This is a genomic window from Mesorhizobium sp. LNJC391B00, from assembly GCF_000502535.1.
GTDB lineage: Bacteria > Pseudomonadota > Alphaproteobacteria > Rhizobiales > Rhizobiaceae > Mesorhizobium.
This window is the reverse complement of sequence record NZ_AYWI01000003.1, coordinates 46,745-59,446: the sequence shown is the minus strand read 5'-3', so window position 1 is coordinate 59,446 and position 12,702 is coordinate 46,745. Positions and strand designations below refer to the sequence as shown.

Here is a 12,702-nt window from a genome sequence, read left to right as displayed (position 1 = left end):
CCGACTGTTTTCCCTGAATTTTCCTACTCGTTGATATAGGAGAGCCTTGTTTCGGCACTGCCATCCCGGTTAACATCAATAGTGGGCATCCAAATCTGGTCGAACCAGATTGGCGCTATTTCGCCAATGCCGCTGTCGGGGCCGCATCGATTTCAGCCGTTGATTCCGCCACCGCGGCGCGCACAAGGGCGCCCGCCGCCCATTGCGCGACCGACCGCATGCCGCGGCTATCGAGCCCCCATATATCCTTCAGCACGATCAGCACTTCGACGCCGAACATCATCGACAGCGCCTGCGCCAGGCGCTTGAACTCGCGCGGCGGCAGCCGGCCCTTGAGCGGTGCGATGGCATCCTTCAGCAGCTGGACGCGATGTCCGCGCGTGAATTGCGGCTCGCCGCCCAGCGTGCCCGCCTGCCGCTGCGCCCATTGGTCGAGCGACAGTTTCAGCGCTGCCTTGAAAGTTGCCTCGAAAGCTTCGATGCGCGGCATGGCGGTATCGAACAATTCGGCAACGCGCCGCCCGGCATCGGTGGACGTCGATTGCCAGGTCAGGATCGGCCCAAGCCCCTCGTCAACCACCGCCTGCACCAGGGCTGCCTGGCTGGGGAAATAGCGATAGGCGGTGGCGCGCGACACTTGCGCCGCCTCCGCGACTTCGCTGACCGACGGGGTGACGCCCGCCTGCATCAGCCGCGTCGCCGTCTTCAGCATCAGCCGTTTTGTGCGGGCCCGTGGGCCGCGTTCGGCAGCCTCGTTGGCGTCGTCGTTCCCAGCGGCTTGTTGACGTGAGACTTCCATGTCAATACGATACGCGCGTCTCAAAAAATTGCAATGACCTTTGCCCACCGAAGGGCCGGCAAAGGGCGACAGGCGGCCCGGCGCCGGTCGGCCGGTGACGGGAGAAACGCGATGAAGCGCATCTACGTGGTGGGCACAGCCGACACCAAGGGCGAGGAACTTGCCTTCCTGGCCGATGCTATTGCCGCCACCGGCAGTTCGGTTGCCCGCGTCGACATCGGAACGCGCGGTGCCACGGTGCCGGTCGATATCCCGGCCAGCGAGGTCGCGGCGCATCATCCGGGTGGAGCCAGTGGCGTGCTCGGCATCGATGATCGCGGCACGGCAGTGGCCGGCATGGGCGCCGCCTTCACCGGTTTCATTCAGTCGCGCGACGACATATCAGGCGTGATCGGCATTGGGGGCGGCGGCGGCACGTCGATCATCACTGCCGGCATGCGCGCGCTGCCGCTTGGGCTGCCCAAGATCATGGTCTCGACGCTCGCCTCCGGCGACACCGCGCCCTATGTCGACGTCTCCGACATCATCATGATGCCATCGGTCACCGATATGGCGGGACTGAACCGGCTCTCCCGCACGGTGCTGCACAACGCGGCGCAAGCGATCGCCGGCATGGCCGCAAAGCCGGCGCCGACTGCCACCGGCAAGCCGGCACTCGGGCTCACCATGTTCGGCGTCACCACGCCTTGCGTGACCGCCATCGCGGATCAGTTGCGCGCCAACTATGACTGCATGGTTTTCCACGCCACCGGCACCGGCGGCCGCTCGATGGAGAAGCTCGCGGACTCGGGCCTGCTCGCCGGCGTCATCGACATCACCACGACGGAAGTCTGCGACCTGCTGCTCGGCGGCGTGCTGCCTGCGACGGAGGACCGCTTCGGCGCCATCGCCCGCACCAAGCTGCCCTATGTAGGCTCGGTCGGCGCGCTGGACATGGTCAATTTCTGGGCGCCGCCGACCATTCCCGAGAAGTTTAGGGGCCGGCTGTTCTACGAGCACAATCCCAACGTCACACTGATGCGCACCACGGTGGATGAATGCCGCGGTATAGGCGAGTGGATCGGCACCAGGCTCGCTCGCTGCGAGGGCCCTGTGCATTTCCTGATCCCCGAAAAAGGCGTCTCGGCACTCGACATCGAGGGCGGCGCCTTCTTCGACCCCGAAGCCGACGCCGTGCTGTTCGATGCCGTCGAGCGCACCATCAAGCCGAACGCCGCGCGCCGGGTCTCACGCCTGCCGTTGCACATCAACGATCCGGAATTTGCCAAAGCCGCAACCGCGGCCTTCCTCGACATCGCCAGATAGTGAGAGCCAACAAATGCCCGCAATACCGCGCAAGGACATATTGAAGAAGTTCAAGGCGATGATCGCCGACGGCGTGCCCATCGTTGGGGGCGGCGCCGGCACCGGCTTGTCGGCCAAGGCCGAGGAAGCCGGCGGCATCGACCTCATCATCATCTACAATTCCGGCCGCTATCGCATGGCCGGGCGCGGCTCGGCTGCGGGCCTGCTCGCCTATGGCAACGCCAACGAGATCGTCAAGGAAATGGCCTATGAGGTGCTGCCGGTGGTCAAAAAGACGCCGGTGCTGGCCGGCGTCAACGGCACCGATCCCTTCGTCATCATGCCGCTGCTGCTTGCCGAGCTGAAGACGATGGGCTTTTCAGGCGTGCAGAATTTCCCGACCATCGGCCTGTTCGATGGCAGCATGCGCCAGAGTTTTGAGGAAACCGGCATGGGCTTCGGGCTGGAGGTCGACATGATCGCCGAGGCGCACAAGCTCGATCTTCTGACCACGCCCTATGTCTTCAACCCCGACGAGGCGCGCGCCATGACAAAAGCCGGCGCCGACATCGTCGTTGCCCATATGGGGGTGACAACCGGCGGCTCGATCGGAGCCACGTCGGCCAAGTCGCTCGACGACTGCGTGGTCGAGATCGACGTCATCGCCAACGCGGCGCGCTCGGTGCGCAAGGATGTCATCCTGCTTTGCCATGGCGGGCCGATCTCGATGCCGGACGACGCGAGATACATTCTCGACCGCTGCAAGGGCCTGCATGGCTTTTATGGCGCGAGTTCGATGGAACGGCTGCCGGCTGAAGCCGCGATCGCCAGGCAGACGGCGGATTTCAAGGCCGTCACGCTGCACGACCAGAAGAAAAAGAAGGGATGAGATCATGACCGACAAGAGCAAGGTATTCGTATACCCGAAGGACGTGAGCGCCTTCGGCTTTGACTGGGGCAAGCTGTCGCTGACGGTCGCGCCTGAAGTGAATGGCGCTGAGCGCTTTTCCGGCGGCGTCGTCGACCTGCCCTCAGGCAAGGGCCACACCCGCCACAACCACCCCGGCGCGGAAGAAATCATCTTCGTCATCTCGGGCAATGGCGAGCAGATGGTCGAGGACGAGGAGGGCAATCCGGTCGTCGCCAAGGTCGGCCCCGGCTGCACCATCTATGTGCCGGAAAGCCGTTTCCATTCGACGCTGAACACGGGCGATGGGCCGATGCAGCTCTTCGTTGTCTATTCGCCGGCTGGACCCGAACTGGTGCTGCGGGAGCTGCCGGATTTCAGGCTGATCCCGGCGGGGAAGTAATCGCGAAAGGCCCCCTTCATCCGGCCGCTTCGCGGCCACCTTCTCCCCGAGGGGAGAAGAGGCAGAAGCCAGCGCCGGCGCAAACTCCTCTCCCCTCGGGGAGAGGTCGGATAGCCCCGAATTGCCCTTCGCAATTCGGATGGCAATCCGGGTGAGGGGGTAGCGCCGAGCTAGGCTATCCCACCTCTATTCCACCCCCGCGCCCGATCCCCAAACATCACATATCCCGCATCCGTCACCGCCAGCGTATCCTCCAGCTTGATGAACCCCCGCGTCGGGTGAAGCATGGTCGTCTCCACCGACAGCACCATGTTTGTCTCCAGCGGCTTGGCGGCATAGGTGCCTTCATAGGTCACCGGATGGTTGGTCATCAGGAACGGAGCCTCATGCGTGATCAGCCCCATGCCGTGGGCGAAGAAATCCGTGTAGGGCGCGACCTTGGAGGCCTTCAGCACACCCTCGGCATGCGAAATCATGTCGCCGCCGATGGTGCCCGCCCTCACCTTCGAGAACGCCGCCTGCTGGACAGTCTCGACCTCGGCCAGGAGATCTTCCAGCTCGGCATCCGGTTCGCCGAGAATGCCCATGCGGCAGAGGTCGCCGATATAGCCGTGATAATTGCCGCCGGAATCGATCGACAGCACCTCGCCCTTGTTCCACGCCTGCGGTGACGCCGCGCGGTTGTGGCTGGCACCCAGCGTCAGCAGGCAGTATTCGAAATGCGCGCCGCGATTGGTTTCCTCGCGCCTGAGCTGCTCGATCATCTCGGCCTTGGTCGTGCCTTCATGCGCCCACTGGATGGTCGCCAGCATGGAATCCGTGATCAGCTCGGAGGCAATACGCAGCTTTTCCAGCTCGGCGTCCGTCTTGATGGCGCGCATGCTCTCCAGCATGCCGGTCGCGTCGATCAGCCTGGCATCCGGTAACGCCCTGCGGATCAGCGCATAAGCGTCCGACGGCAGGAAGGCCGGCTCGATGCCGATGCGGGCGCCTGCGTTGCCGATCTTGCTGATGTGCTCGACCGCAAGATTGGCAGCATCGAGCGTGCCCCAGCAGGCGGCATGCAGCGTCGGCGTCCAGAACGGGCTGTTCTGGTGCTCGGCGCCTTCCATGCGGTTGCCGATGTAGGCGGCATGACCGGGCCCGCCCTTTTCATAGAGGACGATAGGCAGGTAACGGCTATGGCCGATCGCATCCATGGCGGCAAAGAAGATGAACTTGTAGCCGCCGAGCAGATACTGCGTGTTGTGCTTGGACGTCGCGAGCAGAACATCGATACCGGCCTCTTCCATCAGCCGGTCGACCCTCGCCTGGTCGAACGGGATATTGCTGACGGCGCTCTTGCCCGGGGCAATGTTCATCTTTCTCTCCCTGATATCAGTGGGATCGCCGGCCGTACTGCGTCCAATCCCTTGGCTTCGATCAAATCTGCACCATTTCGTTAACTCTGGTCCAGCCAGAAACAGGTTAGATTGCTTCGGCAGGCTGTCACCACTCGTCATTGCTGCACGCTCAGGCAATCTGGTCCTACCAGAATACCAGAATGAAAGGGCCACCTCTAAAACTGGTCCAGAGGACGAAAATTTCAAAGCCAAGCAAAGATGCGCCAATTCCGTCTCTGGCGAAACCCTTGGCAAGGGCCATAATCGCCGCGAGGATGCTGGCGGGTGCCGCCAGCTTCGAGGGGTGCGCCCATCTGGTCGCGGAGAGGACGGAGGTTGATCATGTCGGATATTTCCAGACGCACGCTGCTAGGCGGCTCAGTTTTACTGCTGGCCTCCACCGCCATGCCCACATTCAGTTGGGCGCAGACGCCGAAGAAGGGCGGCCGCCTCGTGCTTGCCGCCGATTCCGAGCCGCGCAACCTCAATCCCGCCATCGTCGCCTCCAACGGCGTCTTCTTCATCTCCAGCAAGATCGTCGAAACGCTGGCCGAAGCCTCGTTCGAAGGCAAGGACGGACTGGAACCCCGCCTTGCGCTCTCCTGGGAAGGTGCTGCCGACGGGCTCTCGGTAACCTTCAAACTGCGCGATGGCGTCAAATGGCATGACGGCAAGCCGTTCACCTCGGCCGACGTCGCCTTCTCGGCGCTGCAGATATGGAAGCCGCTGCAGAATCTCGGCCGCACCGTGTTCAAGGATCTGGCCAGCGTCGACACCCCTGACGATCTGACCGCCGTCTTCAAATTCGCCAAGCCAACGCCGTTCCAGCTGATCCGCAACGCGCTGCCGGCGCTGTCAAGCGTGGTGCCGAAGCACATCTACGAGGTCGGCAAGATCGAGGACAACCCGGCCAACAATGCACCCATCGGCACCGGGCCGTTCAAGTTCGGCGAATACAAGGCCGGCCAGTATTACAAGCTGACCAGGAATGCGGATTACTGGGCCAAGGACGAGCCGTATCTCGACGAGATCATCTACCAGGTGCTACCCGACCGCACGTCGGCTGCAGCGGCGCTCGAGGCCGAAGAGATCCAGCTCGCCGCCTTCTCCGCCGTGCCCCTGGCCGACCTCGACCGCATCTCCAAGGTGCCGGGCCTGAAGGTGATCTCCAAGGGCTATGAGGGGCTGACCTATCAGCTCGTCGTCGAGATCAACCATCGCCGCAAGGAACTGGCCGACGTGAAGGTCCGCCAGGCGATCGCGCATGCCATCGACAAGGACTTCGTCGTCAAGACGGTGTTCCTCGGCTATGCCGCCACCGCCACCGGCCCGGTGCCGAAGAACGATCCGCAATTCTACACTGCCGACGTGCCGATCTATCCATTCGACGTCGCCAAGGCCAACGCCTTGCTCGACGACGCGGGGTACAAGCGCGCCGATGACGGCAAGCGTTTTGCGCTGAAACTCCTGCCGGCACCCTATTTCAACGAGACCAAGCAGTTCGGCGACTATCTGCGCCAGGCGCTGGCGGCAATCGGCATCGACGCCGTGATCGTCAACAACGACTCGGCCGCGCACATCAAGGCCGTCTACACCGACCACGCCTTCGACCTCGCCGTCGGCCCGCCGGTGTTCCGCGGCGACCCGGCGATCTCGACCACCATCCTGGTGCAGAGCGGCATTCCCGACGGCGTGCCGTTCTCCAACCAGGGCGGCTACAAGAACGCCGCGCTCGACGCGCTGATCGCCAAGGCTTCGGAGACGCTGGATACGTCAGCGCGCACCGACCTCTACAAGGAATTCCAGAAACAGGTCGCGGCGGACCTGCCGCTGATCAACGTCGCCGAATGGAGCTTCATCAGCGTCGCGCGCGAGACGGTGGGGAACATCGCCAACAACCCGCGCTGGGCGGTTTCGAACTGGGCGGACACGTATCTGGAATCGTGACACATTTGCGCGGATGAAAGTTCGCAAAGAAATTGGTGTGAAGGCATGGCGTAGGGCCGCGTTTCGTCACACCCCCCTCTGTCCTGCCGGACATCTCCCCCTCAAGGGGGGAGATCAGCAGCTTGTCTGTCCCGCCAATTCTGCAACGTTGGAGATTGGCGAAGCCTGCGATGACAGCCAATCTCCCCCCTTGAGGGGGAGATGTCCGGCAGGACAGAGGGGGGTGCCTAGACACCGCACCTCTCCCGACTGGCGCAGCGTTATGCCTTTCCCATGACCCGCGCCCTCACCCTCATGCGCCGTCGCCTCGTCGGCAGCATCTTCGTGCTGCTGATCGTCATCATCGGCACATTCCTCCTCCTGGAAGCCGCCCCCGGTGATGCGGTCGACGCCTACATCGTCTCGACCGGTGGCGATGCCGGCATGATCGAATTGCTGCGCCATCGCTGGGGCCTCGACCAGTCCGAGTTGACCCGGCTCGCCAACTACCTCTGGGCGCTGCTGCATTTCGACCTTGGCCAGTCCGTTACCTTCTCGCGGCCAATTCGCGATGTCATCCTGGAACGCCTGCCGACGACACTGCTCCTGATGGTCACCGCCACCGCGCTCTCCTTCGGGCTCGGCTCGGCGCTCGGCATCTACGCCGGCGCCAGACCCGGCAGCTTTCGCGACCGCTTCCTGTCGATCGGCTCGCTGGCGCTTTATGCCGTGCCGGGCTTCTGGCTCGGCCTGGTGCTGATCGTCGTCTTTGCCGTCGACCTGCGCTGGCTGCCGATCGGCGGCATCGAGAGCCTGGCCTCGGACAAGACCGGTTTTGACCGCGCCACCGACATCGCCGTCCACCTCGTCCTGCCGGTTTCCGCGCTCGGCTTCATCTATCTCGCGCTCTATCTGCGCATGATGCGCGCCGGCATGGCCGAGGCGTGGCGGCAGGATTTTGTGCTCGCCGCCCGCGCCAGGGGGCTGTCGCGCCGCCGCATCGTGCTCGCCCATGTCGCCCGCAACGCGCTCTTGCCGCTGGTCACCATGCTCGGCCTGCAATCGGCGCAGATGCTGGGCGGCAGCGTCGTCATCGAAAGCGTCTTTGCCGTGCCCGGGCTCGGCCGGCTGGCGCAGGAAGCGGTCGGTTCGCGCGACACGCCGCTGCTGCTCGGCATCATTCTCACCAGCGCCGTCCTCGTCATTGCCGTCAACCTTGCCGTCGACATCGCCTACGCCTTCCTCGACCCGCGCGTCGGCGCCGGCGAGGCCAGCGCGTGAGCGCGCTGCCGCGGTTCCTGCGCCGGCCGGAAGCGGTCGCCGGCGCGATCATCCTGGCGCTTCTGTTCGCCATGGCGCTGTTTGCGTCGCTGCTCTTCCCCGGCGACCCGCAGGCCATTGCCGGACCAGCACTGCTGCCGCCGTTCCAGGACTGGTCGCTGCCGCTCGGCACCGACCGGCTCGGCCGTGACGTGCTGGCCGAACTGTTCCACGGCGCCCGCACCTCGCTGGCGGTCGGCCTGGCGGCGGCAGCGGCGGCACTCTTCATCGGCGCGGTCGTCGGCACGCTGGCCGGCTTTGCCGGCGGCCTTGTGGACGAGGGGCTGATGCGCATCACCGATGCCTTCCAGACCGTGCCGAGTTTTCTTCTGGCGCTGGCCTTCGTCAGCGTCGTCGGGCCGTCGCTCGGCGTCGTCGTCACGGCAATAGCGCTTGGCGCCTGGACCGGACCGGCGCGTGTAGCGCGCGCCGAAGTGCTGTCGATCCGCGAGCGCGATTACGTCGCCGGCGCTCGCGTCATCGGCATGCATCCGCTTGAGATCGCTTTTCGCGAGGTGTTGCCCAACGCGTTGCCGCCGGTGCTGGCCTTGTCCTCGGTGATCGTGGCGGCCGCGATCCTCACCGAGGCAGCGCTGTCCTTCCTCGGTCTCGGCGACCCCAATCGCGTCACTTGGGGCGGCATGATCGCCGAGGGCCGCACTGTGCTGCGCACCGCGCCCTTTCTGTCGATCGTTCCGGGCATCGCGTTGGTGCTGACCGTGCTTGGCGTCTATCTCACCGGCGAAGGCGTGGTCGAAACGACGGCGGTGCGGAGGAGCCTGTCGTGACCGCACTGGCTGAGATACGCGATCTGTCTGTGCGCTATTTCAGCGATGGCAGCGAGGTAACGGCGCTGAAGGGGGTCAGCCTGGATGTTATTGCCGGCGAGCGGCTGGCGATTATCGGCGAAAGCGGTTCGGGCAAGAGCACGCTGGCGCTGGCGGTGGCTGGACTGCTGCCGGCGAGCGCCAAGATTGAAGGGCATGTCAAGTGGCAGTTTCAGGCGCCGCGATCCTTCCCACCCCCCTCTGTCCTGCCGGACATCTCCCCCGCAAGGGGGGAGATCAGCAGCTTTGCCGACGGCTTCCCTTCTGCAACGTTCGTGGTTGGCGAAGGCGGAGATGAGAGAGCAATCTCCCCCCTTGCGGGGGAGATGTCCGGCAGGACAGAGGGGGGTGTGACGGAACGCCGACCTCTCAAATTAACCGAACCCAGTACGCTCCCCCTTCCCGGTCGCGACATTGGTTTCGTCTTCCAGGACCCCTCCGCCAGCCTCGACCCCGTCATGACCGTCGGCAAACAGATCGCCGAAGTCGCCCGCACCCACCTCGGCCTCGACTGGCCACAAGCTTACGCCAAAGCCAAAACCCTGCTCCAACGTGTCCGGCTGCCCGACCCACAAACCGCCATGCGTGCTTTCCCGCACCAGCTCTCCGGCGGCCAGAAGCAGCGCGTTGCTGTTGCCGCGGCCATTGCAGCCGGTCCGAAACTGCTGATCGCCGATGAGGCGACCAGCGCGCTGGACACCATTGTGCAAGCCGAAATCGTCAGCCTCATTCGGCAACTGGTGGCGGAGGACGGCATGACGCTGCTGTTCATCAGCCACGACATCGCGCTGGCCGCCGAACTCGCAGAGCGTATCGCTGTATTCCGGAACGCCGAACTGATCGAACTCGGCCCGACGGAGCAAATCATAAACGCCCCGCGCCATGCCTATACGCGAACGCTGCTCGACGCCCATCTCGGCCTCGACGCCGATCCGCTGCTACGACGGGCGCCGGCATGAACTTGCTCACCGTCTCCGGTCTTACCAAGCGATACCGTCGTGGCGGCAAGGCCATCGCGGCCGTCGACGGTGTCTCCTTCGCCATCGAACCCGGCGAGACGCTGGCGCTGGCCGGGCCCTCCGGCGGCGGCAAGTCGACGATCGCGCGGCTGGTGCTTAGGTTGATCGAGCCCGACGCCGGCACCGTCCAGTTCGAAGGCGATGACTTTCTGCTCTTGAAGGGTGCGGCCCTGCGCACCAAGCGCGCGCGCCTGCAAATGGTGTTCCAGGATCCGCTCGCCGCGTTCAACCCGCGCGCCACGGTGGCTCGCGTGCTTGACGATCCCTTGCGCATCCATGCCATCGCTTCCCGCGCCGAGAGGCCGGCCCGCATTGCTGCCTTGCTGGATCGCGTCGGGCTGGCAGCCGATCTCGCCCCGCGCGCCATTCACGAAATCTCCGGCGGCCAGCGCCAGCGCGTCGCCATCGCCCGCGCCATTGCGACAAACCCGTCGCTGATCGTGCTCGACGAGGCAGTGTCGGCGCTCGATGTTTCGGTGCGCGGACAGATCCTCGAACTGCTGCTCGACCTGCAAGCCAGGGAACGGATCGCCTATCTCTTCATTTCGCACGATCTCGGCGTGGTCCGTGCGATCGCTCACCGCGTCGTCCTTCTCGACGCCGGGCGGATCGCCGAGAGCGGCGACGCCCGCAACGTAATCGACGCGCCGCAATCGGCAATCGGCAAGGCGCTGGTTGCGGCGGCGCCAAGATTGAACAAAAGCAGCAGGCAGGTACCATGACCGAACCAGAAGCCAGAGCCGAAAAACTGTCGCTCGAACTCGATTCCGCCTTCCGCAACCGCGCCGATCTCTACCGTCTGTTTCTCGACGAGCTGACCGGCGAACTCGGCGCGGAAAAGGCCGAGGCGATCATGATCCGCACCATCGAGCAGCGCGGCAAGGAGGTGGCGGCGGCCGCCTTCGCCCGTTTCGGACCTAACGACGCGCCGGCCATCGGCGAGGCATTTTTGGCCGTCAGCCCGGATGGCGGCCTGATGTATCCGACGGATGTCGAGCGCGGGCCGGACCACATCGCTTTCAAGGTGAAGCGTTGTCCGCTGAAGGACGCCTGGGTCGAGGCCGGTGTCGGTGATGAAAAACTCGCCACGCTCTGCCGCATCGCCGGCGCTTTCGACCGTGGTCTGTTCGAGGCAACGGGCGTGCGCTTCGACAATGTCACCTGGACGCCGGGCCACGGCTCCGGCTGCTGCCACATCGCGCTGACCAACCGGGATGCCGCCGGATAGGCAGTTGCTGATCAGCCGGCGGCAAACACATGCAGCTCCGTGCCCGCCTGTTCGGCAGCAGTGCGCAGGTCGGCCTTCGGTTCGCTGTCGGTGACGATATCGGCAATGTCATCGAGCCCGCAGATGCGTTCGAGACTGCTGCGGCCAAACTTGTCGTGGGTCACCACCAGCACCGTCGACAATGAACGCGATATCATCGCGCGTTTAACGGCTGCGGCGCCCGAGATCATGTCGCTCGGACCATCGGCGCTTATCCCCGATGCCCCGATAATGGCGACGTCGGCATTGTAGCGGCGCAGGAACTCGACGGTGTCTTCGCCCAACACGCTGCCTTCCCGGCTATCATAGGTCCCGGGGCAGAGCAGCACCCGAAAGGTCGGATTGGCGCCGGCCACAGAGGCCACTCCGGTGGAATTGGTGATGATGGTCAGGTCGCGCTTCAGCTGCGAAAGGTTGCGCGCCACCTCATAGGTGGTCGAACCGCCATCGATCATCACGATCTGGCCCTTCTCGACAAGGCTTGCCGCGCCGCGGCCGATGCGGGCGCGCTCCTCGATCAGGGTCAGGCCACGCTCGGAAATCACCGGTTCTGATGTCACCAGCGAGATCGTCGCACCGCCATAGGTGCGGTTGATCAGTCCGGCATCGCCGAGTTCGATGAGATCGCGGCGGATGGTCTCGCCGGCGACGCCGATGCGCCGTGCGAGCTTGGAGATGCGTATCGACGCCGACCGGCGCACTTCCGAAAGGATAAGCGCGTGCCGCTCCTTCTTCGTCAGTCGGCCTTGGTCCATGACTATTCCATTCCCATTGCAGCAATCAGCGCGTCGCCAAGCTCGGCAAATCCCTCCGCGCCGCGCCCGCTTGTGACGAAGGCGGGAGACGCAGGAAGCTCGCCGGCGAAGTCCAGCACATTAGCGACGCCGACGCTGTTGGGGAAGAAGCCGAACATTGGTGCATCGTTTGGACTATCGCCGACGAAGACAATGCTGTCCTTGTCGTGGTCGATATCTATACCGAAACAGTCCCGCAAGAATAGCCGGCTTGTCGACAGTTTGTCGTATTTGCCGAACCAGCCATTGACGTGGATGGACGAGATTTTCGCCGTCGCGCCATAGCGCTGGAAGATGCCGACGATGTTCAGAACCTCGGTTTTGGGCAGCGGCGCCACGTCCTCGCAAAAATCGATCGCCAGATCGGCCTCGCGATAGGCCTGGTCGGCCGCGACCGCCGCACCCGGAACTTCGCTCAGAACGGTTTGCTCGATCTCCTTGAGGCGTGCGGCATCGGCCTGCCGTTCGGCAGCGCTCTTGGCGTAGTGGCGAACAATCCGCTTTTTGGCGTCGTCGTAGCGGAAATAGAAGGCGCCGTTCTCGCCGATCACGCCGTCCACCGGCCATTGCCGGGCGATCAGGTCGCACCAGCCGGCAGGGCGGCCGGTAACCGGCGCGACAATGAAGCCGGCCTGCTTCAGCCGCTCGAGCGCCACATAGGCTTTTGCCGGCAACCGCCCCTTGTCGGTCAAGGTGTCGTCTATGTCGGTCAGCACGACAGCGATGTTGCGCCGGTCCGGCGCGGTGAAGTCGGTGAGCGGACGCAGCACCCGC

Annotated in this window: 13 protein-coding genes; 9 read left to right on the top strand and 4 right to left on the bottom strand. The window is 64.4% G+C overall.

Annotated features, from left to right (window positions below; all coding sequences use genetic code 11):
* Window positions 1-115 precede the first annotated feature (115 nt).
* Window positions 116-799: a TetR/AcrR family transcriptional regulator gene (locus X750_RS156675; RefSeq protein ID WP_023704248.1), complete on the bottom strand. Its 684-nt coding sequence runs from the start codon at window positions 797-799 to the stop codon at window positions 116-118.
* Between the two features lie 111 nt (window positions 800-910).
* Here X750_RS156675 and X750_RS156680 point away from each other — a divergent pair, with 111 nt between their 5' ends.
* Genes X750_RS156680 through X750_RS156690 form a run of 3 tightly spaced genes read left to right on the top strand, consistent with a single transcriptional unit; the run spans window position 911 to window position 3,393 of the window.
* Window positions 911-2,104: a Tm-1-like ATP-binding domain-containing protein gene (locus tag X750_RS156680; RefSeq protein ID WP_023747008.1), complete on the top strand. Its 1,194-nt coding sequence runs from the start codon at window positions 911-913 to the stop codon at window positions 2,102-2,104.
* A gap of 13 nt (window positions 2,105-2,117) precedes the next feature.
* Entirely contained in the window at window positions 2,118-2,972 is an 855-nt protein-coding gene (locus X750_RS156685) for a phosphoenolpyruvate hydrolase family protein (RefSeq protein ID WP_023747007.1), read from the top strand.
* A 4-nt stretch (window positions 2,973-2,976) separates the two neighbouring features.
* Window positions 2,977-3,393: a cupin domain-containing protein gene (locus tag X750_RS156690; protein ID WP_023669853.1), complete on the top strand. Its 417-nt coding sequence runs from the start codon at window positions 2,977-2,979 to the stop codon at window positions 3,391-3,393.
* Between the two features lie 170 nt (window positions 3,394-3,563).
* On the opposite strand, the gene X750_RS156695 is transcribed toward X750_RS156690, so the two are convergent.
* Entirely contained in the window at window positions 3,564-4,754 is a 1,191-nt protein-coding gene (locus tag X750_RS156695; protein ID WP_023747006.1) for a Xaa-Pro peptidase family protein, read from the bottom strand.
* 363 nt (window positions 4,755-5,117) lie between these two features.
* Here X750_RS156695 and X750_RS156700 point away from each other — a divergent pair, with 363 nt between their 5' ends.
* The 6 genes from X750_RS156700 to X750_RS156725 all read left to right on the top strand — a co-directional run bounded on the left by X750_RS156700 (window position 5,118) and on the right by X750_RS156725 (window position 11,095).
* Window positions 5,118-6,722, top strand: a complete 1,605-nt coding sequence (locus tag X750_RS156700) for an ABC transporter substrate-binding protein (RefSeq protein WP_031242710.1) — start codon at window positions 5,118-5,120, stop codon at window positions 6,720-6,722.
* Window positions 6,723-6,995: 273 nt separating this feature from the next.
* Window positions 6,996-7,982, top strand: a complete 987-nt coding sequence (locus X750_RS156705) for an ABC transporter permease (RefSeq protein ID WP_023747004.1) — start codon at window positions 6,996-6,998, stop codon at window positions 7,980-7,982.
* Window positions 7,979-8,809, top strand: a complete 831-nt coding sequence (locus X750_RS156710) for an ABC transporter permease (RefSeq protein WP_023735154.1) — start codon at window positions 7,979-7,981, stop codon at window positions 8,807-8,809. Before X750_RS156705 ends, X750_RS156710 begins: the two co-directional genes overlap by 4 nt.
* A complete protein-coding gene (locus X750_RS156715; protein ID WP_023747003.1) occupies window positions 8,806-9,807 on the top strand; it encodes an ABC transporter ATP-binding protein in 1,002 nt (333 codons plus the stop codon). The genes X750_RS156710 and X750_RS156715 overlap by 4 nt, the downstream gene beginning before the upstream one ends.
* Complete coding sequence (locus X750_RS156720) at window positions 9,804-10,589, top strand: ATP-binding cassette domain-containing protein (RefSeq protein ID WP_023747002.1); 786 nt, start codon at window positions 9,804-9,806, stop codon at window positions 10,587-10,589. Before X750_RS156715 ends, X750_RS156720 begins: the two co-directional genes overlap by 4 nt.
* The gene (locus X750_RS156725) at window positions 10,586-11,095 is read left to right on the top strand and encodes an L-2-amino-thiazoline-4-carboxylic acid hydrolase (RefSeq protein ID WP_023672929.1); all 510 of its coding nucleotides are present in this window, start codon (window positions 10,586-10,588) and stop codon (window positions 11,093-11,095) included. The genes X750_RS156720 and X750_RS156725 overlap by 4 nt, the downstream gene beginning before the upstream one ends.
* Before the next feature lie 11 nt (window positions 11,096-11,106).
* Here the strand turns inward: X750_RS156725 and X750_RS156730 are convergent, their stop codons facing one another.
* Window positions 11,107-11,889: a DeoR/GlpR family DNA-binding transcription regulator gene (locus X750_RS156730; RefSeq protein ID WP_023672930.1), complete on the bottom strand. Its 783-nt coding sequence runs from the start codon at window positions 11,887-11,889 to the stop codon at window positions 11,107-11,109.
* Between the two features lie 2 nt (window positions 11,890-11,891).
* Window positions 11,892-12,695, bottom strand: coding sequence for an HAD-IIB family hydrolase (locus tag X750_RS156735; RefSeq protein WP_023747001.1), 804 nt, complete (start codon window positions 12,693-12,695; stop codon window positions 11,892-11,894).
* Between the last annotated feature and the right edge of the window lie 7 nt (window positions 12,696-12,702).